Annotated in this window: 22 protein-coding genes and 1 pseudogene; 20 read left to right on the plus strand and 3 right to left on the minus strand. The window is 72.8% G+C overall.

Going from position 1 to position 24043, the window contains the following annotated elements:
* Positions 1 to 23: 23 nt before the first annotated feature.
* The 11 genes and pseudogenes from ABME01_RS06000 to ABME01_RS06050 form a co-directional block, all read left to right on the plus strand.
* Positions 24 to 704 (plus strand): annotated as a pseudogene (locus ABME01_RS06000) (ABC transporter ATP-binding protein); the annotation flags it as partial.
* A complete protein-coding gene (locus ABME01_RS06005) occupies positions 701 to 1465 on the plus strand; it encodes an ABC transporter ATP-binding protein (protein ID WP_353827458.1) in 765 nt (254 codons plus the stop codon). The pseudogene ABME01_RS06000 and the gene ABME01_RS06005, both read left to right, overlap by 4 nt.
* Entirely contained in the window at positions 1465 to 2343 is an 879-nt protein-coding gene (locus ABME01_RS06010; protein ID WP_353827459.1) for a branched-chain amino acid ABC transporter permease, read from the plus strand. The genes ABME01_RS06005 and ABME01_RS06010 overlap by 1 nt, the downstream gene beginning before the upstream one ends.
* Entirely contained in the window at positions 2340 to 3428 is a 1089-nt protein-coding gene (locus tag ABME01_RS06015; RefSeq protein ID WP_353827460.1) for a branched-chain amino acid ABC transporter permease, read from the plus strand. Before ABME01_RS06010 ends, ABME01_RS06015 begins: the two co-directional genes overlap by 4 nt.
* Positions 3421 to 4989, plus strand: a complete 1569-nt coding sequence (locus ABME01_RS06020) for a class I adenylate-forming enzyme family protein (RefSeq protein WP_353827461.1) — start codon at positions 3421 to 3423, stop codon at positions 4987 to 4989. Before ABME01_RS06015 ends, ABME01_RS06020 begins: the two co-directional genes overlap by 8 nt.
* On the plus strand, positions 4986 to 5651 hold the full coding sequence (locus ABME01_RS06025; RefSeq protein WP_353827463.1) for a TetR/AcrR family transcriptional regulator: 666 nt from the start codon (positions 4986 to 4988) through the stop codon (positions 5649 to 5651). Before ABME01_RS06020 ends, ABME01_RS06025 begins: the two co-directional genes overlap by 4 nt.
* Positions 5648 to 6394, plus strand: coding sequence for a 3-hydroxybutyrate dehydrogenase (locus tag ABME01_RS06030; protein WP_353827464.1), 747 nt, complete (start codon positions 5648 to 5650; stop codon positions 6392 to 6394). Before ABME01_RS06025 ends, ABME01_RS06030 begins: the two co-directional genes overlap by 4 nt.
* A complete protein-coding gene (locus ABME01_RS06035; protein ID WP_353827465.1) occupies positions 6391 to 7302 on the plus strand; it encodes an alpha/beta hydrolase in 912 nt (303 codons plus the stop codon). The genes ABME01_RS06030 and ABME01_RS06035 overlap by 4 nt, the downstream gene beginning before the upstream one ends.
* 15 nt (positions 7303 to 7317) lie before the next feature.
* On the plus strand, positions 7318 to 8091 hold the full coding sequence (locus ABME01_RS06040) for a CoA transferase subunit A (RefSeq protein WP_353827466.1): 774 nt from the start codon (positions 7318 to 7320) through the stop codon (positions 8089 to 8091).
* A 1-nt stretch (position 8092) separates the two neighbouring features.
* A complete protein-coding gene (locus ABME01_RS06045; protein WP_353827467.1) occupies positions 8093 to 8746 on the plus strand; it encodes a CoA transferase subunit B in 654 nt (217 codons plus the stop codon).
* Positions 8747 to 8820: 74 nt separating this feature from the next.
* Positions 8821 to 9897 carry an alpha/beta fold hydrolase gene (locus tag ABME01_RS06050; RefSeq protein WP_353827468.1) on the plus strand — a complete coding sequence of 359 codons (1077 nt, stop codon included), beginning with the start codon at positions 8821 to 8823 and terminating at the stop codon, positions 9895 to 9897.
* Positions 9898 to 9963: 66 nt separating this feature from the next.
* On the opposite strand, the gene ABME01_RS06055 is transcribed toward ABME01_RS06050, so the two are convergent.
* On the minus strand, positions 9964 to 10701 hold the full coding sequence (locus tag ABME01_RS06055) for a hypothetical protein (RefSeq protein ID WP_353827469.1): 738 nt from the start codon (positions 10699 to 10701) through the stop codon (positions 9964 to 9966).
* A 150-nt stretch (positions 10702 to 10851) separates the two neighbouring features.
* Here ABME01_RS06055 and ABME01_RS06060 point away from each other — a divergent pair, with 150 nt between their 5' ends.
* The 6 genes from ABME01_RS06060 to ABME01_RS06085 all read left to right on the plus strand — a co-directional run bounded on the left by ABME01_RS06060 (position 10852) and on the right by ABME01_RS06085 (position 17018).
* Positions 10852 to 11586 carry a hypothetical protein gene (locus ABME01_RS06060; protein ID WP_353827470.1) on the plus strand — a complete coding sequence of 245 codons (735 nt, stop codon included), beginning with the start codon at positions 10852 to 10854 and terminating at the stop codon, positions 11584 to 11586.
* 133 nt (positions 11587 to 11719) lie between these two features.
* Complete coding sequence (locus ABME01_RS06065) at positions 11720 to 12472, plus strand: hypothetical protein (protein ID WP_353827471.1); 753 nt, start codon at positions 11720 to 11722, stop codon at positions 12470 to 12472.
* Between the two features lie 146 nt (positions 12473 to 12618).
* Complete coding sequence (locus tag ABME01_RS06070; RefSeq protein ID WP_353827472.1) at positions 12619 to 13704, plus strand: YihY/virulence factor BrkB family protein; 1086 nt, start codon at positions 12619 to 12621, stop codon at positions 13702 to 13704.
* 92 nt (positions 13705 to 13796) lie between these two features.
* The gene (gene ispG, locus ABME01_RS06075) at positions 13797 to 14927 is read left to right on the plus strand and encodes a flavodoxin-dependent (E)-4-hydroxy-3-methylbut-2-enyl-diphosphate synthase (protein WP_353827509.1); all 1131 of its coding nucleotides are present in this window, start codon (positions 13797 to 13799) and stop codon (positions 14925 to 14927) included.
* Positions 14928 to 15013: 86 nt separating this feature from the next.
* The gene (locus ABME01_RS06080; protein WP_353827473.1) at positions 15014 to 15193 is read left to right on the plus strand and encodes a hypothetical protein; all 180 of its coding nucleotides are present in this window, start codon (positions 15014 to 15016) and stop codon (positions 15191 to 15193) included.
* Positions 15194 to 15251: 58 nt separating this feature from the next.
* On the plus strand, positions 15252 to 17018 hold the full coding sequence (locus ABME01_RS06085) for a proline--tRNA ligase (RefSeq protein WP_353827474.1): 1767 nt from the start codon (positions 15252 to 15254) through the stop codon (positions 17016 to 17018).
* A 70-nt stretch (positions 17019 to 17088) separates the two neighbouring features.
* On the opposite strand, the gene ABME01_RS06090 is transcribed toward ABME01_RS06085, so the two are convergent.
* Positions 17089 to 17895 (minus strand): DUF1206 domain-containing protein, encoded by an 807-nt coding sequence (locus tag ABME01_RS06090; protein ID WP_353827475.1) that lies wholly within the window; start codon positions 17893 to 17895, stop codon positions 17089 to 17091.
* Between the two features lie 215 nt (positions 17896 to 18110).
* Positions 18111 to 18536, minus strand: a complete 426-nt coding sequence (locus ABME01_RS06095) for a hypothetical protein (RefSeq protein ID WP_353827476.1) — start codon at positions 18534 to 18536, stop codon at positions 18111 to 18113.
* Between the two features lie 152 nt (positions 18537 to 18688).
* Here ABME01_RS06095 and ABME01_RS06100 point away from each other — a divergent pair, with 152 nt between their 5' ends.
* From ABME01_RS06100 to ABME01_RS06110, 3 genes are all read left to right on the plus strand, one after another.
* Positions 18689 to 19900, plus strand: coding sequence for a helix-turn-helix transcriptional regulator (locus tag ABME01_RS06100; protein WP_353827477.1), 1212 nt, complete (start codon positions 18689 to 18691; stop codon positions 19898 to 19900).
* A 171-nt stretch (positions 19901 to 20071) separates the two neighbouring features.
* Positions 20072 to 20599 carry a hypothetical protein gene (locus ABME01_RS06105; RefSeq protein ID WP_353827478.1) on the plus strand — a complete coding sequence of 176 codons (528 nt, stop codon included), beginning with the start codon at positions 20072 to 20074 and terminating at the stop codon, positions 20597 to 20599.
* 45 nt (positions 20600 to 20644) lie between these two features.
* The gene (locus ABME01_RS06110; protein WP_353827479.1) at positions 20645 to 24010 is read left to right on the plus strand and encodes an AfsR/SARP family transcriptional regulator; all 3366 of its coding nucleotides are present in this window, start codon (positions 20645 to 20647) and stop codon (positions 24008 to 24010) included.
* The last annotated feature ends 33 nt before the right edge of the window (positions 24011 to 24043 follow it).

Below are 24043 nucleotides of genomic sequence, written 5' to 3' on the forward strand. Positions count from 1 at the left end.
GCGCGCACATCCTGAAGGACGTGTCGCTGACCGTGCCCGAGGGCGAGATGCTCGGCGTCATCGGCCCGAACGGCGCCGGCAAGACGACGTTGTTCAACGTCGTGTCCGGCGTCCTCCGGCCGACCGACGGGGCCGTGCGCCTCGCGGGCGCCGACGTGACCGCCACCCCCGTGCACCGACGCGCCGCGGCCGGCCTCGGCCGCACGTTCCAGACCTCGAGCCTCTTCCCGGCGCTCGACGTCCTCGAGAACGTGCGGCTGGCCGCCCAGGCGCGCGAGGGACGCGCGGCATCCGTGTTCCGCACTCCGCGGCGCACGGATGCCGCGACCCGGCGCGCCCTCGCCGCGCTCGAGGAGGTCGGCATGGCCCAGCGTGCCGACGCCGTCGCCTCGGGGCTCTCGCACGGCGAGAAGCGGAAGGTCGAGATCGCGATGCTCATCGCGATGGAGCCCCGCGTGATCCTCCTCGACGAGCCCATGGCGGGCGTCGGCTCGGCCGACGTCCCGGCGCTCACCGAGGTGATCCGCGGGCTCCATCGCGGCGGGCGCACCGTGCTCATGGTCGAGCACCACATGGACGTCGTCCTCGGCCTCGCCGACCGGGTCGCCGTCATGCACCACGGCGAACTGCTCGCCGCCGACTCCCCGGAGGCCGTCATGGCGAACCCCACCGTCCAGTCCGCGTACCTCGGGAACGCCGCATGAGCGCCGCCCCCGCCGCCGACCGGAACCCCGTCCCCATCCCATCCCAGGGCGCCGAGCCCATCCTCTCGATCCGCGGACTGCACGGTCGCATCGCCGGCCAGCAGGTCGTCGAGGACGTCTCGTTCGACGTCCCCGCCACCGGCGTGACCGCCCTGCTCGGCCGCAACGGCGTCGGCAAGACCTCGACGATCAAGTCGATCCTCGGGCTCATCGAGCGCACCGGCGAGGTGCGCCTGGCCGGCGAGCGGATCGACCGGCTGCCCACGCATCGCATCGTGCAGCGCGGCGTGGCCTACGTGCCCGAGGATCGCGAGGTCTTCGGCTCCCTCACGGTCGCCGAGAACCTGCGCCTCGCCGAGCGCGACCGCACCCCGCGGCGCGAGCTCGTGGCATCCCTCTTCCCCGACATCGAGGCGCGCCGCGAGCAGCGTGCCGGCACGCTCTCCGGCGGCCAGCAGCAGATGGTCTCGCTGGCCCGGGCGCTCGTGAACGAGAACCGGCTGCTGCTCGTCGACGAGCCCACGAAGGGCCTGGCGCCCCGCATCGTCGACGAGGTGGCCGACGCGCTCGCCGAGGCGGCGCGCACGGCCCCGATCCTCCTCGTGGAGCAGAACCTGCTCGTCGTGCGGCGTCTGGCCGAGCGCGTCGTGGTGCTCTCCTCGGGCCGCGTCGTGTTCACCGGCACCGCCGACGAGCTCCTCGACGACCACGAGCGCGTCCAGCGCTTCCTCGGCGTCCACGACGAGCGGGAGGCCGCCTGATGGACACGATCATCCTGCTGCTGATCACCGGCCTCGGCCTCGGCGCGCTGTACTTCCTCGTCGCCAGCGGCCTCTCGCTGATCTACGGCCTCATGGGCGTGCTGAACTTCGCGCACGGCGCGTTCCTCACCATCGCCGCGTTCCTTGGCTGGGAAGCCGGGCGGCGCATCTCCGACGGGAGCTGGACGGGCCTCGCGATCTCCGCGGTCGTCGGGATCCTCGTCGGGGCGACCGTCGCCGTGCTGACCGAGGTGCTCGTCATCCGCCGGCTCTACGAGCGGCACATCGAGCAGGCCCTCGTCACGGTCGGCATCTCGCTGGCCGCCGTCGCCCTCTTCGAGGGCATCTGGGGCACCGACCCGATCTACACCGATCGGCCGGCCTGGCTCACGCAGACGACCGAGATCCTCGGTGCTCGTATCCCGAACGACCGGTTCCTGCTGATCGCCTGCGCCGCGCTCGTGCTCGCCGGGATCGTGTTGTTCCTGAGGAACACGCGCTACGGGCTCATCATCCGCGCCGGCGTCGAGAACCGGAGCATGGTGACCGCACTCGGGATCGACGTCCGCCGTTCGTTCACGCTGGTCTTCGCCATCGGCGGCGGCGCCGCGGGACTCGGGGGCGTGCTCGCCTCGGTGTACTACGGCTACGTCTCGGCGCACCTCGGCTCCGTGCTGCTGATCTTCGCGTTCATCGTCACCGTGATCGGCGGACTCGGTTCGCTGACCGGCGCCGCGATCGCCTCGGTGCTCGTGGCCGTGCTGCAGCAGTTCGCCAACTTCTACCTCGGCGGCACCGGCGACCTCGTGGTCGTCGTGCTCCTGGCCGCCGTCCTGCTCATCCGCCCGCGTGGGCTCCTCGGGAAGGCCGCCGCATGACCGCGAAGACCACCCGCCTGCTCGTCGGCGGCATCCTGCTCGTCATCGGGCTCGCCGTGCTGCCGCTGCTCGCGATCGACATCCCCGGGGTGCTGCCCGGGCCCACGTACACGGCCGGCACCCTCCAGCTGCTCGCCTTCGCGCTGCTCATCGCCGCGCTCGCGCTCACCTACCGGATGATGTTCGGGCTCGCCGGACTGCTCTCCTTCGGCCACGCGCTGTTCTTCGCCGCCGGTGCCTACGGGCTCGCGATGACGCTCGAGGCCTTCGGGCCCGCCGAGTGGCCGAGCGCGCTCGTCTTCACGGTGTCGATCCTCGCGACGCTCGTGTTCGGCTTCGTGCTCGCCGCGACGGTCGGCGCGCTCGCCCTGCGGGTCACGGGCATCTCCTTCGCGATGGTGACCCTCGCGTTCGCCCAGGCCGGGTCGGTGCTCGTGCGCCGCAACCCGGGGGGTGCGACGGGCGGCGACGAGGGCCTCGCGCTCGAGACCGCGCACGTGCCGCCGGAGCTCGTCGGCGTCGTCGACACGCGCAACCTCTACTGGATGGCGCTCGGGATCCTGGTCGTCGTGTACCTCATCGTGCTCTGGGTCGAGCGCAGCCGTGCCGGGCACGTCGCCGAGGCGGTGCGCGAGAACGAGCTGCGGGTCCGGGTCATCGGGCTCCGGCCGTACGACGTCAAGCTGCTCGTCTTCATCGTGGCCTCGGTGCTCGCCGCCGTCACCGGCATGGGCTACCTGCTGCTGCAGTCCGGTGCCGCGCCCCGCATCGCGACCGCCGACTTCACCCTCACGCTGCTCGTGATCGTGGTGCTCGGCGGGGTGGGTGCGCGCTGGGGCGCCATCGTCGGCGGTATCGTCTACACACTGCTCGACCAGCGGCTCACGGCGCTCGCCGGGTCGGACGCGATCGCCGCCCTCCCCGACGTGCTCCGGATCCCGCTGTCCGAACCGCTGTTCATCCTGGGCACGCTGTTCGTGCTCGTGGTGCTGTTCCTCCCCGGAGGGATCGCGGGTCTGCCCTCGCGACTGGCCACGAGACGCCGTCAGCACCCGGCCGAGCCCGAGGAGGCCGTCGATGCCTGACGGAGCCTGCACGCTGGGCCGCTGGAGCGCCGACCGCGCCCGGACGGCGCCCGACGCGGTCGCGGTCGACGACCGGGGCGTCGCGCTCACCTACGGCGAGCTCGACGGGCGGGCCGCGCGCCTGGCCGCCGCCCTGCGCGACGCGGGGTACGCCGTCGGCGACCGGGTCGCGACGATCACGGGCAACAGCGCCGACCAGGTCGTCCTGTTCTTCGCGTGCGCCAAGGCCGGACTCGTGCTCGTGCCGCTGTCGTGGCGACTCTCGCCGCGCGAGCTCGCGGAGCAGCTCGAGATCGCCGACCCCGTGCTCCTGCTCGTCGAGGACGAGTTCCAGACGCTGGCCCGCGCGACCCTGGGCCGGCTCGCCGCACGCCTCCCGGTCGCGGCGCTCGGCGCCCACGGCGTCGAGCAGCGCGTGCCGCATCCCGGCGCGCGCGCCGAGGCGCCCGCGACCAGGACCGATGTCCGAGACGACGACGCGCTGCTCATCGTGTTCACCTCCGGCACGACCTCCCGCCCGAAGGGCGCGGTGCTCACGCACGCCAACTGCTTCTGGACGAACCTGTCGCTGTCGAAGACCATCCCGATCGCGGAGCACGACGTCGTCCTCGCGGTCATGCCGCAGTTCCACGTCGGCGGCTGGAACATCCAGCCGCTCCTGGCCTGGTGGTCGGGTGCGACGGTCGTGCTCGAGCGGACCTTCGATCCGGGCCGAGTGCTCCGGCTCATCGCCGAGCGCGGGATCACCACGATGATGGGCGTTCCGGCGAACTACCTCTTCCTCGCCCAGCACCCCGACTTCGCGCACACCGACCTCTCCCGGCTCGGGCACGCGGTCGTCGGCGGCGCGCCGATGCCGCCGGCGCTGCTGCGGACGTGGCACGCGCGGGGGGTCGCCCTCACCCAGGGCTACGGGCTCACCGAGGCGTCCCCGAACGTCCTGTGCCTGCCGGATCGCGAGGCCCGCGAACGGGTCGGGTCCGCCGGCGCACCCTATGCGCACGTCGACGTCGCGGTCGCCGACCCGGCGACGGGGGAGCTGCTCGCGGGCCCCGCGGAGGGCGAGCTGCTCGTCTCGGGCCCCGGCGTGTTCCCCGGGTACTTCCGCGACCCGGAGGCCACGGCCGCCGCACTGCGCGACGGCCGGCTGCACACCGGCGACCTGGTCCGCCGCGACGCCGACGGGTACTTCACGATCGTCGACCGGCTCACCGACGTCTACATCTCCGGCGGCGAGGGCGTCTCGCCCGCCGAGGTGGAGGCGGTGCTCATGACCCACCCGGCCGTCGCCGACGTCGCGGTGGTGGGCGTCCCCGACGATCGCTGGGGCGAGGTCGGGTCGGCGTGGGTCGTGCTGCGGCCGGGGGCGATCACTGACGCCGCCGAGCTGGCCGAGTTCGCGCGCGGCTCGCTCGCCGGCTACAAGGTGCCGCGCGACCTGCACTTCATCGACGAGATCCCGCGCACCTCGGCCGCGAAGACCCTTCGCCGGGTCCTCGCCGAGCGCGCGCGACGGCTGCGCGAGGACGAGCCCGGGGCACGGGACGGAGCACGCGCATGAGCGCCGCGCCCCGCACCGCCCGCGGCGAGAAGACCCGCCGGCGGATCCTCGAGGCGGCCGAGCACGTCTTCGCCGACCACGGCTACACGGAGGCGTCGATCTCGCGCATCACGGAGCGGGCGGGCGTCGGCCAGGGCACGTTCTACCTCTACTTCGACTCCAAGCTCGACGTGTTCGACGAGCTGGTCGAAGACCTCAACCAGCGCGTGCGGCATGCGATGAGCGAGGGGGCGCGCGGCGCGCGCACCCGGCTCGAGGCCGAGCGCGAGGGCTTCGCGGCGTTCTTCCGGTTCACCGCGGAGCACCCGGCGCTCTACCGGGTCGTGCGCGAGGCCGAGTTCGTCTCGCCGGGCGCCCTGCGGCTGCACTACACGCGCATCGTCGAGGGGTACATCGACGGCCTGCGCGAGGCGCAGCTCGACGGCGAGATCGGCGACATCGACCCCACCGTGGCCGCCTGGGCGCTCATGGGCATCGGCGAGATGATCGGCATGCGCTGGGTGCTCTGGGGCAACGGCGCCGACGGCGGGCCCGGCGACGACGCCGATCCGACCGCGTCGGGCACCGACGCGGTCCCCGAGCACGTGCTCGACGAGATGATGCGGTTCATCGGCGGCGCCCTCGGACGGGGCGACCGCGACAGCGAACAGGAGGACCAATGACGGGACTGGCCGGACGCCGCGCGATCGTGACGGGCGGCGCGAGCGGGATCGGACTCGCCTGCGCGGAGGCGCTCGCGGAGGCCGGCGCGCACGTGACGATCGCCGACCTCAACGGAGAGGCCGCCGAGGCGGCCGCGGAGCGCGTCGGCGGGGAGGCCTGGCGGGTCGACCTCGGCGACACCGCGGCGCTCGCGGACCTCAGCCTCGAGGCCGACATCCTCGTCAACAACGCCGGGCTCCAGCACGTGCGCCCCATCCAGGACTTCGAGCCCGAACGGTTCTCGCTGCTGCTGCGGATCATGCTCGAGGCGCCGTTCCTGCTGATCCGTGCCGCCCTGCCCGGGATGTACGAGCGCGGGTTCGGTCGCGTCATCAACATCTCCAGCGTGCACGGGCTCCGCGCCTCGCCGTACAAGTCGGCCTACGTCGCGGCCAAGCACGGCCTCGAGGGGCTCTCGAAGGTCACGGCGCTCGAGGGCGGCCCGCACGGGGTCACGTCCAACTGCGTGAACCCGGGCTACGTGCGGACCCCGCTCGTCGAGAAGCAGGTCGCCGACCAGGCCAGGGTCCACGGGATCCCCGAGGACCAGGTCGTCGAGAAGGTCATGCTGACCGAGTCGGCGATCAAGCGCCTCACCGAACCGGCCGAGGTCGCGAGCCTCGTCCGGTGGCTCGCGGGCGACGACGCCCGGATGGTGACGGGCGCGAGCTACACGATGGACGGCGGATGGAGCGCGCGATGACCGGTCCGGCCCCGTTCACCGCGCCCGTGCGCGGCGGCGATCTCGCCGGCGGCCAGTGGCACGCCGACGCCGGCGGCACGCCCGTGCTCGCCATCCACGGCATCACCGCGAGCCACCGTGCATGGCACCACGTCGCCGACGCGCTGCCCGCGCGCCGGATCGTGGCTCCCGACCTGCGCGGCCGGGGACGCTCGGCCGACCTGCCCGGCCCGTGGTCGCTGCGCGACCACGCCGACGACCAGGCCCGCGTGCTCGACGCGCTGGGGATCGACCGCGCGCTCGTGGTCGGGCACTCGATGGGCGCCTTCGTGACCGTGCGGTTCGCGGCGGCGCATCCGGACCGGGTCGCGGGCGTCGTGCTCGTCGACGGCGGACTGCCCATCCCGCATCCGGAGGGCCTCGCGCCCGACGAGGTGGCCGCGGCCGTCCTCGGTCCGGCGATCGCCCGACTGGCCATGCGGTTCCCCGACCAGGCCGCCTACGACGACTTCTGGAAGTCCCATCCCGCGATCGGGCCCGCGTGGGACGATCGCATCGCGGACTACGTCGCCTACGACCTCGTCGGGAGCGCGCCCGAGCTGCGCAGCTCGTCGGTCGCCGACGCGGTGGCGCAGAACGTGCTCGAGCTCGACGGCGGCGACGGCTACGCGACGGAGCTCGAGGCCCTTCCGGCGCCCGTCGACTTCATCCGCGCCGGGCGCGGGCTGCTCGACCAGCCCGAGGCGCTGTACCCTGCCGATCGGGTGGCGGCGACCGCAGAACGGATGCCGGCGCTCCGCGTCACCGACGTCGCGGGGCTCAACCACTACACCATCGTCATGACGGATACGGGCGCGGCGCAGGTCGCCGCGATCGTGGCGCCTCGGCTCGCCGAGGCGGACGCCGCGGCATCCGTCGGGACGCGTTGACGAGGAGGTCACACGATGACACTGGACAAGACCGTCGGATCGGCTGCGGACGCGGTCGCCGACATCCCGGACGGCGCGTCGCTCGCCGTCGGCGGGTTCGGGCTCTGCGGCATCCCCATGGTGCTGATCCAGGCCCTCCTGGAGCGCCGCGTCGGCGACCTGTCGGTCGTCTCGAACAACTGCGGCGTCGACGACTGGGGCCTCGGGGTCCTCCTCGGCGCCGGCCTGATCCGCAAGATGACCTCGTCGTACGTCGGCGAGAACAAGGAGTTCGAGCGGCAGTACCTCTCGGGCGAGCTCGAGCTCGAGCTCACTCCGCAGGGCACGCTCGCCGAGAAGCTCCGCGCCGGCGGCGCCGGCATCGCCGGGTTCTTCACGCAGACCGGCGTCGGCACGCAGGTCGCCGAGGGCGGCCTGCCGCAGAAGTACGCCGCCGACGGTTCCATCGCGATCGCCTCGAAGCCCAAGCCCGTGCAGACGTTCACCATGCGCGGCGAGGAGCACGACTTCGTGCTCGAGGAGGCCATCACCACCGACTTCGCACTCGTGCACGCTCTGAAGGGCGACCGTCACGGCAACCTCGTCTTCGACAAGTCGGCCCGCAACTTCTCGCCGCTGTGCGCGATGGCCGGCCGCATCTGCATCGCCGAGGTCGAGGAGCTCGTCGAGCCCGGAGAGATCGACGCCGACGCCGTGCACCTGCCCGGCATCTTCGTCGACCGCGTCGTCGAGGTCGGCACCGACGTCGAGAAGCGGATCGAACGCCGCACCGTGCGAGAGGGGAACTGAGATGGCGCTCACCAGGCTCGAGATGGCCGCCCGCGCGGCGAAGGAGCTCGCCGACGGGTCCTACGTGAACCTCGGCATCGGCCTGCCGACCCTCGTCCCGAACTACGTGCCCGACGGCGTCACCGTCGTGCTGCAGTCCGAGAACGGCATCCTCGGCGTCGGGCCGTACCCGACCGAGGACCAGGTCGACCCCGACCTCATCAACGCCGGCAAGGAGACGGTCACGGTCCTGCCCGGGGCCGCGTACTTCGACTCGGCCACGAGCTTCGGCATGATCCGCGGCGGCAAGGTCGACGCGGCCATCCTCGGCGCCATGCAGGTGTCGGCGGACGGGGACCTCGCCAACTGGATGATCCCGGGGAAGATGGTCAAGGGCCCCGGCGGCGCGATGGACCTCGTGCACGGCGCCCGCAAGCGGATCGTGCTCATGGAGCACGTCGCCAAGGACGGCTCGGCGAAGATCGTCGACTCCTGCTCGCTGCCCCTGACCGGCAAGGGCGTCGTCGACCGGATCATCACCGACCTCGCCGTCATCGACGTGACGCCCGACGGGCTGAAGCTCGTCGAGCTCGCGCCCGGGGTCACGGTCGAGGAGGTCGTCGCCAAGACCGAGCCCGCGCTCGACACCTCGGGCGTCGCCGCGATGGCCTCCTAGCCGCCGCGCTCGCCGCATCCGACCCGTTCCACCCGCATCGCCCGATCCACCCGCAAGGCCCGAAGGAGCGCCACATGGACCACATCCTCCCCGGCATCGTCGTGCACGAGCTCGCGACGCCGCGCTACACCGCGCAGGTGCTCGAGCGTCCCGCCGCGGACGCCGACGCACCCCGCACGACCGTGCTGTTCGTGCACGGCAACGTGTCGTCGTCGCTGTTCTGGCAGCCGACGATGCGGTCGCTCCCGGCCGACGTGCGCGCGCTCGCCGTCGACCTGCGCGGCTTCGGCGGCAGCGAGGCGCGTCCGGTCGACGCGACGCGCGGGCTCGGCGACTACGCCGAGGACATCGCGGCCGTCGTCGAGGCGCTCGGGCTCGACGAGGTGCACCTCGTCGGCTGGAGCATGGGCGGCGGGGTCGTGATGCAGGCGCTCATCGAGCACGAGCTGCCCGTGGCATCCGTCACGCTCGTGAACCCCGTGTCGCCGTACGGCTTCGGGGCGACGGATGCCGCGGGCCGCCTGCTCAACCCGGATGCGGCGGGCGCCGGCGGCGGGGGAGCGAACCCCGACTTCATCGCCCGGCTCCAGGGCGGCGACCGCAGCGCCGACGCCCCCGCCTCGCCCCGGTCGGTGTACCTCGGTACCTACGTGACGCCCGGCTTCGCCTCGGAGCACGACGACCTGTGGGTGGAGTCGATGCTCACCACGGCGATCGGCGAGGACCACTACCCGGGCGACGCGACCACGACCGAGCACTGGCCGGGGTTCGCCCCGGGAACGCGCGGCGTGCTCAACACGATGGCGCCGACGCACTTCGACGCGAGCGGCATCGTCGACCTCGACGACAAGCCCCGCATCCTCTGGGTGCGCGGCGCGAACGACGTGATCGTCTCGGACGCGTCGCTGTTCGACCTGAACAACCTCGGCGCGATGGGCGTGATCCCCGGCTGGCCCGGCGTGGAGACCGCGCCGGCGCAGCCGATGATCGCGCAGACCCGCGCGGTGCTCGATCGCTACGCCGAGCGCGGCGGCGACTACCGCGAGGCCGTGTTCGAGGCGAGCGGCCACTCCCCGCACCTCGAGGAGCCCGAGCGGTTCGTCGCCGAGCTCGTCGCGCAGATCACGGGGGAGGGCGCCGCGGAGGGCTGACCGCCGACCTCGTGACCGAGACGTGATGCGGGGGTGCGCCGCCGGCGCACCCCCGCATCCGCGCGATCAGGTGGTGTGCGCGCCGAGGTTGACCGGCGCGACGAGGTGGGGCTCGGCGCCCGGGCCGGCCACCTGCACGATGACCGAGTAGGCGTTCGGTGTGCCGGCGATCTCCTCCGGACCGAGCTCCGGACCCGTCTCGAGGGGGATCTGCACCCAGTCCGGACCCCCCGGGTGGTCCACTCGCCCCTCGAGCGCGTCGAGGTCGTCGCCGATCGCGAACCCGTCACCCGCGATCACCGCGACCTCGCCGACGGCCGCCGAGGCGACGGTGACGCGGACGTTCATGTCGTGGACGTCCGGCCCGTCGTCGTCGAGCCAGGTGCGCTCCGCGTCGTCGGAGAATTGGCCCATGTGGTCGTCGATGACGCGGAAGCCGTCCCACGTGTAGGTGGTCACCCGGCCGGCCTCGCAGCACACTCCGGGGTCCTCTTCGACCCGGGCGTCGCTGCCGAACACGGACGAGAGGGTCTCGACGATCTCGGCGGTCTCGTCGTCGAACGAGAGCGTGGTCACGGCCGTTCCGCCGCCGTCGACGAGATCGAGGCCCTGCGGGCGGATGACCACGGCGGCGACGGACTCGAGCGGATCCGCGCTCGACGTCGGAGCCGCAGGCGCGGCCGCCGGCTCGACGGAGGGCTGCGGCTCCGGCTCGGCGTCCGTCGCGCACCCGGACAGCGCGATGCCGAGTCCGGCGGCGAGGATCAGGACTGGCAGCGCGGTGCGGCGAAGGTGTCGGGTCAACGGGACTCCTGTTCGTAGGGCGGTGGGGAACCGTCGTCCTCAGCATCGCGCAGGAGGGACCGACGATGGGGGATTCGTTGATCACGGAACCATCTCGCTCCTGCCATGCTGGAGTCCCCGAACCCCGTCGCCCTTCCACCAGGAGTCCCGTTGCCCCGCATCCTCACCTCGCGCTCGCGATCACTCGTCCCCTCGATCCTCGTCGTCGTCGCGCTCACCGGCTGCTCGCCGGCAGGAAGCGCATCGGTCCCGTCCTCATCTCCGGCCCCGTCGACCGTCTCGGAGCCGACGCCGACGAACGCGGAGGCCGACGCCGACCCCGATGGCGCACCCGGCGCGCTCGTATCGATCGTGGTGCGTCCGGAGACGCTCGAACTGCGCGACGATCGGGGCGCGAGTCGAGAGTACGACTACCTCGGCGATCCGGACGAGGTGGTGCTCGCACTCGCGGAAGCGTTCGACGCCGAACCGGTCCTCGAGGAATGGGCCGCCAACAGTCACTTCCCGCCGACCACGGCCCACCGGTGGGAGGGTCTCGTGCTCTGGGAGCACCGGCACGTGGACAGGTGGGAGGAGATCGAGCACTCGATCTTCCGTCCACGATTCTCGATCCGCTTCACGGGCCCGAGCGCCCTCGGAGTCGAACTCGTGACGGCGAACGGCCGGCATCCGGGCGATCCGTGGGACGAACTCCTCGCGGCCCCCGGGCTCCGGACGAATCCGTCGAGGTGCTCGGGTCCGTACCTGGACTTCATCGAGGTGACCCGCGTCGACGCGGACGGGAGCGACGACGTCGTCCCGGTCGTGGTCGACTTCTGGCCGACGGACGACCAGGCGCTCATCGCATCGGTCGGGGCCCCGATCCCGGCCTGGGAGGATTGCTAGCGAGGCCGTCGTGAGGCGTGGGGACGCCACGATCGATCCGTGACCGTGTCATGACGTGCGCGTCCTCGACGCGGTGCGGGTCCGCTGCCATGCTGGACGCGACGGTCCCACCGCCCTACGAGGAGGAACGCCGATGATCCGAACTCGAGGTCTCGCGCCCGCCGCGATCGCCCTCCTCGCGCTGCTGCCGCTGGCCGCGGGCCTCGTCGCGTGCGGTGCTGCCCCGCCCGCACCAGCGCCGGCCGACCCGGTCGCCCCGATCCCTGCGACCCCGGCGTCGGCGTCCTCGCCGTCGCAGGACGCGGTCGATCCGCTGACGGCGGTGACCTCGGTGGTCGCCGCGGCCGAGACGCTGCGCCTCGTCGCGGAGGGTGGATCCGTGATCGAGGAGTTCTCGTACCTCGAGGACCCGGAGCCGGTGATCGCCACCTTGACGACCCTGTTCGACGCCGAACCCAACGCGGTCGACGTCGAGAGCACGCTGCACTGGCCGCCGGCGACCAGGTACTCCTGGGACGACGTCGAGGTCACCGTGGCGTACTGGAACCACGAGCCGAGAACCCTTGCCTCGCCGCGATTCCGGATCGAGTTCACGTCGCCCACCTCGGGCGATCTGCTCCTGACCACCCCGTCGGGGTTCCGGGTGGGCCAGTCGATCGCCGAGGTCGAGTCGGAGCTCGATCCTGCGAACTGGACCTGCGGAGGCCACGGCGTCGACACGGTCGTGGTCTCCCGGTACTCCGAAGACGCCGGCGGGATGGTCGATGAGACGTTCGGCGTCGAGCTGGTCGATCCGCACACCTACCTCCCGGAAGGGAGCCGGGTCGGCGATGCCGTGGTCGTCGCGATCGACGCGCCCGAGTGGGTCGCGGGAGGTTGCCCGTAGCGCCGGTCCGCGAACCGCTGCGGCACGCCGCCACCACGAACCGGGGCGATCACCGGAGAGTGGTGCGACGTCGCCGCGCCACCCCCTCCCGTCGCGGTCGGTTCCCCCGCAGGATGGGATGGAGGTCGAGTGAATGGGAGGACGGCATGCAGGTGGCGGGAGTGGGCGCGGGCGTGCCGGTCGCGGACCCCCGTGATCCGCGCAAGCCCTCCTCGCCGTTCCAGATCACGCGTCGGGCGTGGAAGTACCTCGGCCGCCGGGTGTTCCGCGAGTTCATCGACGACGAGTGCCTCGACACCGCGGCGGCGCTGACCTTCTGGGGCACGCTGTCGGTGTTCCCGGGGCTGCTCGCGGTCACGTCGCTGCTCGCGCTGGTCGGGCAGGGCGGCGCGATCCGCGAGATCCTCGGCCTCGCCGAACAGGTCGCGCCCGGTCCGGTGCTCGAGGTGGTCGAGGAACCGCTGCGAGCCTTCGCGGGGTCACGAGCGGCGACCATCGGCTTCCTCACCGGCCTCGTCATCGCGTTGTGGTCGGCGTCGGGCTACATCGCCGCCTTCACGCGGGCCATGAACCGGATCCTCGAGATCGAGGAGGGCAGGCCGTTCTGGAAGCTCCGCCCGTTCCAGATCCTCATCACGGTCGGCGCCATCCTGCTCGTCACGATCGTCGCGGTGATCCTCGTCGTCTCGGGTCCGGTCGCGGATGCCGTCGGCGAGGCGCTCGGCGTGGGCGAGACGCTGCGTGCCCTGTGGGACGTCGCGAAGTGGCCCCTCCTTGCGGCGGTCGTCGTCATGGTGGTCGCGCTGCTGTACTACGCGACCCCCAACGCCCGGCAGCCGAAGTTCCGCTGGATCAGCATGGGCGCGCTCATCGCCATCGTGCTCATGCTGATCGCGTCCGGCGCGTTCGCGCTGTACGTCGCGAACTTCTCGAGCTACGACCGCACGTACGGCTCGCTCGCGGGCATCGTGGTGTTCCTGCTCTGGCTCTGGATCACGAACGCCGCACTGCTGCTCGGTGCCGAATTCAACGCCGAGCTCGAGCGCACGCGACAGCTCTTGGCGGGAATCGAAGCCGAGGGACGGCTCAGGATGCCGCCGCGCGGCACGCGCAACCTCGAGAAGGCCGCCGAGCGGCACCGCCGCAACCTCGAGCTCGGCCGTCGCATCCGGCGGGCGCACGACGACCCCACGGGCGCCCCCGCCGGACCTCACGGCGAGGATCGCGCCTGAGCACCCGGCCCGCGCGGAGCCATCCGTTCGATGGAGGCCGCGCCCGTCCGCCCCGCCGTAGACTCGAAGGCGTGCCTGCAGTGAATATCGGAATGCCCAAGGTCCCCGAAGTCCTCGCGCCCCGACGCAAGTCCCGGCAGATCAAGGTGGGCAAGGTGCTCGTGGGCGGCGACGCTCCGGTGAGCGTGCAGTCGATGACGACCACGCCCACCCCGAACATCAACGCGACGCTCCAGCAGATCGCCGAGCTCACCGCGTCCGGGTGCGACATCGTGCGCGTCGCGGTGCCGAGCCGCGACGACGCCGAGGCGCTGCCGATCATCGCGAAGAAGAGCCAGATCCCGGTGATCGCCGACATCCACTTCCAGCCGAACTACGTCTATGCCGCGATCGACGCGGGGTGCGCCGCGGTGCGAGTGAACCCCGGCAACATCCGCAAGTTCGACGACCAGGTCGCCGAGATCGCGCGCCGGGCGAAGGCGGCGGATGTCTCCATCCGCATCGGCGTGAACGCCGGCTCGCTCGACCCGCGCCTGCTGCAGAAGTACGGCAAGGCGACGCCCGAGGCTCTCGTCGAGTCGGCCGTCTGGGAGGCGAGCCTGTTCGAGGAGCACGACTTCCACGACTTCAAGATCTCGGTCAAGCACAACGACCCGATCGTGATGGTCAAGGCGTACCGGATGCTCGCCGAGCGCGGCGACTGGCCGCTGCACCTCGGCGTGACCGAGGCCGGTCCCGCGTTCCAGGGCACCATCAAGTCGGCCACCGCGTTCGGGATCCTGCTCGGCGAGGGCATCGGCGACACCATCCGCGTCTCGCTGTCGGCCCCGCCCGTCGAGGAGGTCAAGGTGGGCCTCCAGATCCTGCAGTCGCTCAATCTGCGCGAGCGCAAGCTCGAGATCGTCTCGTGCCCGTCGTGCGGGCGCGCCCAGGTGGATGTCTACAAGCTCGCGAACGACGTCACCGACGGCCTCGAGGGCATGAGCGTGCCGCTCCGCGTCGCCGTCATGGGCTGCGTCGTCAACGGCCCCGGCGAGGCCCGCGAAGCCGACCTCGGCGTCGCCTCCGGCAATGGCAAGGGCCAGATCTTCGTCAAGGGCGAGGTGATCAAGACGGTGCCCGAGGCCGAGATCGTCGAGACGCTGATCGCTGAGGCGAACCGCATCGCCGGCGAGATGGGCGCGGACGCACCGGTCGGCTCGCCCGAGGTCATCACGTCCTGATCGGACCACGACTCCCCCTGCCGGGCACCGCGATCGCGGAGTAGCGTGTCGGGCGCGCCCCGAGGGCGGGGCGGGGAGGGGCGACGATGAGCGGCGACGGATACGAGTACCCGGACGAAGCGGGCTACCCGGACGGTACCGGGACCCTGCATGAGGGCACCGACCGGGTCGACGGGTCGGAGGCGACCGCTGACGCGGCGGACGCCGCAGAAGAGGACCTCGAGTCGTTCGCGATGGGCGACGAGCGCGACGCCGACGGCGACTGAGCAGCCCGGGCGAGCAGCGGCTTCGAGGCGCGCCACCCGCGCTGCATAGAATCGTCGGGTGCCCACACGCCTGACGAACTTCTTCCTCCGCACGCTCCGCGAAGACCCCGCCGACGCCGAGGTCACGAGCCACAAGCTGCTCGTGCGCGCCGGCTACATCCGGCGCCAGGCGCCGGGCGTGTTCGCGTGGCTCCCGCTCGGCCTCCGGGTCCGGGCGAAGATCGAGCGCGTCATCCGCGAGGAGATGGAGGCCGCCGGCGCCCACGAGGTGCACTTCCCGGCGCTGCTGCCGCGCGAGCCGTACGAGCAGACCGGCCGCTGGACCGAGTACGGCGACGCGCTGTTCCGCCTGAAGGACCGCAAGGACGCCGACTACCTGCTCGCGCCCACGCACGAGGAGGTCTTCACGCTCCTCGTGAAGGACCTCTACTCCTCGTACAAGGAACTGCCGCTCACGATCTACCAGATCCAGGACAAGTACCGCGACGAGGCGCGCCCGCGTGCGGGCCTGCTCCGCGGTCGCGAGTTCACGATGAAGGACGCGTACTCGTTCGACGTCTCCGATGCCGGCCTCGACGCGAGCTACCAGGCGCAGCGCGATGCGTACGAGCGGATCTTCACGCGCCTCGGCCTCGAGTACGTGATCGTGAAGGCGGACGCCGGGGCGATGGGCGGCTCGAAGAGCGAGGAGTTCCTGCACCCGACCCCCGTCGGCGAGGACACCTTCGTGCGCTCCGCCGGCGGCTACGCGGCGAACGTCGAGGCCTTCACGACCGTGGCTCCCGAGCCGATCCCCTTCGACGGGCTTCCGGCCGCGGAGGTGCTCGACTCGCCGAACACGCCCACGATCGCGACACTCGTCGACCTCGCGAACCTCGAGTACCCGCGGCCCGACGGCCGCGACTGGACGGCGGCCGACACGCTGAAGAACGTCGTGCTCGCGCTGACCCATCCCGACCGCTCGCGCGAGCTCGTCGTCGTGGGCGTGCCCGGCGACCGGGAGGTGGACGCGAAGCGCGTCGAGGTCGCCTTCGCCCCGGCGGAGGTCGAGCCCGCGACCGAGGAGGACTTCGCGGCCAACCCCGGCCTCGTGAAGGGCTACATCGGGCCGTGGTCGGCCGACGGAGCGGTCCTCGGCGAGGAGTCCAGCACCGGCATCCGGTACCTCGTCGACCCGCGCGTCGTCGACGGCACCGAATGGATCACCGGCGCCAACGTCGACGAGAAGCACGTCTTCGGCCTGGTCGCCGGGCGCGACTTCGTCGCGGACGGCACGATCGAGGTCGCGAACGTGCGCGACGGCGACCCCGCGCCCGACGGCTCCGGTCCCGTCGAGATCGCCCGGGGCATGGAGATCGGACACGTGTTCCAGCTCGGGCGCAAGTACGCCGAGGCTCTCGGCCTGAAGGTGCTCGACGAGAACGGCAAGCTCGCGACCGTCACGATGGGCTCCTACGGCATCGGCGTGACCCGGATCCTCGCGATCATCGCGGAGCTGAACAACGACGACAAGGGCCTCGTGTGGCCGGCCTCGGTGGCGCCGTTCGACGTGCACGTCCTGGCGACGGGGAAGGACGCCGCCGCCTTCGAGGCGGCCGAGCGCATCGTCGCCGACCTCGACACGGTGGGACTCGACGTGCTCTTCGACGACCGGCCGAAGCTCTCGCCGGGCGTGAAGTTCGCCGACGCCGAGCTCATCGGCGTGCCGAAGATCGTCATCGCGGGTCGTGGCGTCGCCGACGGGGTGGTCGAGGTCTGGGACCGCGCGTCCGGCGACCGCGTGAGCGTGCCGATCGGCGAGGTGCGCGCCGCACTCGGGCGCTGACCGCCGGAAGCGGGACGGGCCTCCGCGGGATGATCCCGCGGAGGCCCGTCCCGTGTCGTCGGGAGATCGGTCACATGCGCGTGTACCGCGCGCGGCCGAAGCAGTAGATGCCGTAGATGACCAGCCCGGCTCCGACGAGCCAGAGGATGACCTCGCCGAAGGGCAGCTCGGCAAGGCTCTTGAGCGCATCGTCGAGGCCCCCGGTCTTCTCGGCGTCGTGCGTGATCGAGCCGACGAGGAACAGCACGCCGACCACGCCGACCGCGATGCCCTTGGCGATGTAGCCGACCGTGCCCAGCGTGAGGATGCCCTTGCGTGCGACGCCCGCCGGAAGCGAGAGGTGCTTGGCGAAGCGCTGCGTGGCGCCGCGGTAGACGAAGGCGACGCCGACGCCGAGGATGACGAGCCCGATGAGGACCAGGACGAACACGCCGCCGGGCGTCGCGAGCAGCTGGGCGGTCATCGACTGCGAGGACTGCTCGGAATCGGACCGGCCGCCGAGCGCGAAGACGAGCGACGTGAATCCGATCGAGACGTAGGCGACCGCCGTGCCGACGTACTTCACGCGCCGGCCCCACTTCTTCTTCGTGTCGGGATCGCGTTCGACGATGGCCTCGGTGACCTGCCACAGCGCCAGCGCGAACAGCCCGATCGCGATGATCCAGAGCAGCACGACGCCGAAGGGCAGGCTCGCGAGCTGCTGCATCGCCCCGCTCTGGTCGGCCTCGCCGCCCGCGCCGGTCGCCACGCCGATCGCGATCGCGCCGATCACGATGTGCACCACGCCGAGGACCACGTAGCCGATGCGGGCGAGTACTCGGAAGACGCGGGAGTCCTGTGCCGCGTTCGCCGCGGCCTTGCCGGTGTCGGTCGTCATCCGGTCAGCGTAGCGACGGGGGCGGCCGCGACGGGAGGGGCCATGGTCCGGTTGCGCCGGACTGCGCCGGGATGATAGCGCGTATCCCGACGCCGAGTCGCGGATTCACCATGTCGCCGCGCAACGTTCATCCGGTCGACGGCGACGGCGACGGCGACGGCGACGGCGACGGCGACGGTGGCGGGTGCGTCGGGGGCACCCGCCAACGCCGTGCCTCATGGTCGCGCGCGCCCCGGTCCGCCGACGAGTGCCACGCCGACTCCCGCGATGACGGCGAATGCGGCATCCGGCAGCCAGGTTCCGAGGGCGGCGACGTGCCAGACGAAGAACAGGGGCAGCGCCCAGAGACCCGTCCGAACGATGCGCGAGCCGATGCCGCCGACGACCGCGGCGATGCCGACCGCGGCGCCCAGGGTGCCGAACGAGGCGATGAGCACGCTCGCTGCGGCGGGGAACGCGTCGTCGCCCGGGAACAGCGTCGAGACCGCGAAGACGGCGGACAGGGCGAACAGTGCGATGAGGATCGCCTGGCCGGTCCGCGTGCGGACGCGAACCGCGCGCGCGTTCCCCGCGGTCCTGTCGGCGATCGACGGTTCGGGCTGCGTCCCAGCGGGGTCGTGGGCGTCGAGCGATGCGGACATGGAGTTCCTCCCTATGGTTCGGTCGCGGCGCCGTGCCGCTGGGCGTTGCCAGCCAATCGCGGTCGTCGCTCCTGCGCCATGCGGCGGACCGCACGCCGGCCTGTGGTCGGCCGCATGATCCGGCGCGCCCTGCCGGTGGCATACTTCGGGGCATGACGCGGATCTCGCCGACCCTCGGGGCCGTCGCGCTGGGCACGATCGCCGCGATCGGACTGGCCGTCGTCCTCGTGGTGGTGCCGCTCCCCATGGCGGATGCGGGACCGACCCTCCTGATCCCGGCGGTGTTCGTCCTTGCCGGACTGCTGGGGCCGATCTGGGGCGGGGCGGCGTTCACCTGCACGGCGGTCGCGCTCATCGGCGTGCTCCACCTCGTCGCCTTCGCCGCGTCGGCCGTCGCCCTCGCCGGGATGCCGCCGACCGCGCTCTGGCATGCGGTGTCGCAGGCGCTGTTCGTCGCCGGATTCGGCATGTTCGTCCCGCTCGCGGCCGGCTATCCCGCAGGCCCCGCCCCGAGGTGGTCGTACCTTCCGCTCGCCGCCGCCCTCGCCGTACCGGTGCTCGGGACGCTCTCCGGCCCGACCCCGGCGGTGCTCGACGGCGAGGTCGTGGTGGGACCGATCGTCTCGCTCCTGCCCGGGTGGATCGCGGAGGCGAGCGGCATCGTCTTCCTGCTCCCCGCGGCGGCCGTGCTCGTGGGCCTCGTGCGGATGGCCAGGGGTGGACCTGCGCTCCGCCGCCGGCTGGCGTGGCCGATCGCCGCGCTCGCCGCCCTCGCACTGGCCGTCGCGATCGGCGCCGCCGTCGCGGACTCGGCGGCGGGCCTCGCGACCGCGCTCTTCCTCGTCTCGTCGCCGCTCGTGCCGGCCGGGCTGATCGCCGGGAGTCGGGCGGCCGAGACGGGCGCGGAGGCGGCGGCGGACGCCCGGACGCTCCGGCGCGAACTGCGCGCCATCGCCGCACGGCTCGATGCCGCGACGCGGGCGCTGCCCGGCGATCGCAGCGGGAGCGGTGCGGACGTCGCTGCGGCCTCCCGCGCGCCCGGGGTGCGTCCGGCGCACCTGCCGCAGGACGGTTCCGATGACATCCGGACGCGCCTGTCGCGTCTCACCGAGCGCGAGGCAGCCGTGCTCGCGCTCGTCGCCGGGGGGCGGAGCAACCGCGCGGTGGCGCGCGAGCTCCACGTCTCGCTGTCGGCGGTCGAGAAGCACATGAACGCGATCTTCCAGAAGCTCGAGCTGCCGGCGGACCTCGACACCCACCGCCGGGTCGCCGCGTCCGCCGCGTACCTGTCGATCGGCCCCCACGGCGCCGACGAGGCTGCGCCGCCGGCCGTCGGACGCGATCGACGTCGATCGGACCCCTGACCGGTCGCCGCCGCGCCGCGGGACGGATATCGTCGCGACCGGACGGATAGCGAACGGATAGCGGTCCGTCCCAACCTCGGATCACCGGATGGGGGAGCGCACCGCGGTCTCCCGGGCCGGGGGCGACGATCCCTCGGCGCCGGCGGACGATATCGAGAGGTGGAGAGCACGATGTTCACAGCACGCACAGGTCGCGGGGCCGCGGGCCCGCGCATCGCCGGAGTCGCCGCCGCCGCGCTCCTGCTGCTCACCGGGTGCGCGACGCCGGGTCAGGGCGGGAGCGTCTCCGCGAACGAATCCGAGGCGACTGCCGAGACGAGTTCGGAGCCCGCCGCCGAGGCCTCGTGGGATGACCCGATCTGGGAGGCCTACGGGGAGGAGGGGGAGAACCTCCAGGAGATCGACGGCGTCGCCGAGGACTTCCCCGCGCAGTTCCCCCTCCCGGACGGTGAGCTGGTGGTATCGATGGTGGCACCCGGACTCTGGGACATGATCTTCGAGACCGACGAACCCGAGCAGGCCGATCAGCTGGCCGATCGGATCGCCGAGATGGTTCCGCAGGTCTCGAACGGTCCGCTGCGCAGCGGCGAGGAGGGTGAGCACTGGGGCTTCGTCGGCGACGATTTCGTCGTCGCGCTCGAGATGCGGCCCGGGCCCAACCCACCGGCGATGGTGGGCATCACCGTCCTCGAGCGGTGACCCGGGCCTGTTGACGCGCCCGTCGCCCCGTCCCACACTGCCACCATGACCGTGTGCGTGCTCGGTCCCCTCGACACCGGTGGGCCGGCGCTCAGCCCGAGGGAGCGGATCATCCTGTCCGCCCTGGTCGTCCGGCGCGCGCGGCCGGTGTCGCCGGACGAACTGGCCGACGCGTGCTGGGGCGAGCGGCTCCCGAAGACGTGGACGCAGCAGGTCCAGAACGCGATCGCGAGGATCCGCTCGCGACTCGGCCGGGACGCCGTGCTCACGGTCGGCGGCGGCTACCGGCTGGGCGTCCCGGACGGCGCGGTCGACGCCGTGCGGTTCGAGCGGGAGGTCTCGCGAGCACGGCGCCACGGACTCGAGGGCGCGCACGATCGCGCGGCCGCGGCGTACCGACGCGCGCTCGACCTGTGGCGCGGCGATCCCTACCCCGATGTGCCGGACTGGCCGCCTGCGCGTGCCGAGGCGATGCGCCTCGCCGAGATCCACGCGGACGCGCAGGAGGAACTGCTCGACGCGCGACTCCGCCTCGGCGAGGACGCGGCGGTGATCCCCGACGCCGAGCGGATGGTGCGCGAGGCGCCGTTGCGCGAACACCGCTGGGCGGTGCTCGCGCTCGCCAACTACCGGGCCGGCCGTCAGGCCGAGGCGATCGGGGTCCTCCGGTCCGCGCGCGTCCGGATCGTCGAGGAGCTGGGACTCGACCTCGGAGACGAGCTGCGGGGCCTCGAGGTCGACATCCTCCGGCACGACCCGGCGCTGGAGCCGGACGGGGCACCCGAGTCCGACCGGCTCGCCGGCGCGGACGAGGCGTGCCCGTACCGCGGTCTCGCCGCATACGACGTCGACGACGCTGCGGTGTTCTTCGGCCGGGACGGCGACATCGGGGCGATCCTCGCGCGCGTGCGCCCCCGGGCGATCGTGACGATCGTCGGACCGAGCGGGTCCGGCAAGTCCTCGGTGCTGCGCGCCGGCGTCGTGCCGCGCCTGCGCGAGCTCGGGCGTCGCGTGGTCGTGATCACGCCCGACGAGGCCGGTCTCGTCGAGCTCCGCGAGACGGTCACGGGTGCGCCCGCCACGCTCGCCGTGGACCAGGCGGAGGAGCTGCTCGAGCTGCCCGACGAGGAGCTTCGCGGGCTCGGGGCGCTCATCCGCTCGTGGCTCGATGCCGGGGGCGGCATGGTCCTCACCCTCCGTTCGGACTTCCTCGACCGGGCCAGCGCGGTGCCGGTGATCGGCACGGCGCTCGGGCAGGATGTCTACGCCCTCGCCCCGATGGACGAGGAGGGGCTCCGGCTCGCCTGCACGGGGCCCGCCGAGGCCGCGGGCCTCTCGCTCGAGACCGGGCTGGTCGAGGTGATCCTCCGGGATGCGGGGCAGCGCGCCGCGATCCTCCCCGCACTGTCCCACGCACTCGCTGCGACGTGGGGCCGGCGGGACGGTGCCACCCTCACCCTCGAGGGGTACGAGGCCGTCGGCGGGATCGCCGGCGCGATCGCCCGATCGGCCGAGCGGGTCTACGGCGCCCTCGGCACCGAGGGGCGAGAGGTCTGCCGCTCCCTCATGATGCGGCTCGTCGAGCGCACCCCCGAGGGCGCGACCGTCCGTCGCCGCGTGCCGCTGGAGACCCTCGCCGACGGTGCCACGCGTCGGTCCGTCGTCGAGTCCCTCGTCGCGTCGCGGCTGGTCACCATCGACCGGGATTCCGCGATCATCGCCCACGAGGCCGTCGGGCGGGCCTGGCCGCGGCTGGATGCGTGGCTCGACGAGGATGCCGGGGACGCCCGCATGCTGCGGCGGACGGAAGCCGCCGCGGCCGCGTGGATCGCGGCCGGGCGACCGGAGGACGAGCTCATGCGCGGCGCAAGGCTGCAGGCGGCCCTCGAATGGCGGGATCGCGCCGCCCCGGCGCTCACGGGCACGGAGTCCGACTTCCTCGCCGCGTCCGCAGCCGCTCATCGCGACGAGATCCGCGAGCTCGAGGCGCGCGCGGAACGGGAGCGCGGCGTCAACCGACGGCTGCGCGTCGCGTTGGCGGTGGCGGCGCTCCTCGCGGTGATCGCCGTCGTCGCCTCCGGCCTCGCGGTCGTCCGCAGCGCGGACGCCGAGGCCGCAGCCGAGCAGGCGCGCATCGAAGCACTCACCACGGCGGCATCCAGCACGGAGACCGACCGGGAGACGGCGGTGCTGCTGGCCGCCGAGATCCAGCGGCGCTGGCCCGACGACCCGCGGGCGAGGATCGCGCTCGAAGGGGCCCTCGGCCGCGCGGGCGGGTTGGTGCGGACGGTGCGCTTCCCCGACGCCGTGAGCGTCGCGGCGGGCGTCATTCCGGGGACCCGCACCGCACTGGTCACCGTCGACCCCGCCACGGACGCGGGCGAGGACGGCTCGGACCCGGCCACGATGGTCCTCGACCTGACCACCGGCGAGGTCGTACGCGACGTCGACGTGGAGCTCCCGTCCCTCGGCGGCGCGGCGGCTCGCAGCGCGAGCCGATCGGCCGCGCCGTACCGCCAGGTCGTGGTGAGCGAGGACGGGTCGACCGCGTTGATCCACACGCGGCGCCGGCTGCCCGCCGACCCCGGGACGTGCTGCGCGAGCGACCTGGTCGCGGTGGCCCTCCGCTCGGACGGGATCGCGCTCGACGCGATGAGGCTCGAGGCGGACCTCGTCGACCGCCCGGTGCTCGCCTCCGACGGCCGTGACGCGTTCCTGCTCCTCCGCGGCGCCGGTGAACCGGTGCGGATGGACCTGACCACCGGCCTCGTCACCCGGCCTCCCGCCGCGGTCGACGCCCCGGCCGGCGGCGTCGGCGTGCAGCGGATCGCGCTCGTCGACGGCCGCCTGTACGGCGGCGCGGGCGACCGGCTCCGCGTCTACGACGCCGAGTCCCTCGCGCGCACCGGCGTCATCGACCTGCCGGTCGCCGGGAAGGCGTCCATGACCTCGCTCCTGCTCGCAGCCGACGGGGTCGGTGGACTGATCGTGATGTCCTCGGACCGGGCGGCGCGCGTCGGCATCCCGTCCGGCGACGTGCACTGGGTGCGCACGGACCTGCGCTGCTCCGCCGTGATCGCCGGGCCGGAATCGGGACTGCTCTGCGCCCGGATCGACGGGATCTGGTCGTACGACCCGGACACCGGGCAGCCCACGCGCCGGATCCTCGAGCCGCTCCCGTCGTGGACGTCGACGATGGACTGGATCACGGGCACCGCCGAGATCCTCACGGTGACCCGAGATCCCGCCATGCTCCGTCGCTGGCGGCCGAGCGGCGAGTACGCGGCGCGGGACCTCGACGGGATGCGCGACGCGGCGTGCGCGGTCGCGTCCCGCCAGCTGACCCGTGCGGAATGGATCGACTACTTCGGCGACGAGCCGTACCGGTCCACCTGCCCCGGCGCGCCGTGAGCCGTGCGGATGCCGTGCCGTGCCGCGGCATCC

It is taken from the genome of Agromyces litoreus (genome assembly GCF_040496015.1).
In the GTDB taxonomy this organism is placed as follows: domain Bacteria; phylum Actinomycetota; class Actinomycetes; order Actinomycetales; family Microbacteriaceae; genus Agromyces; species Agromyces litoreus.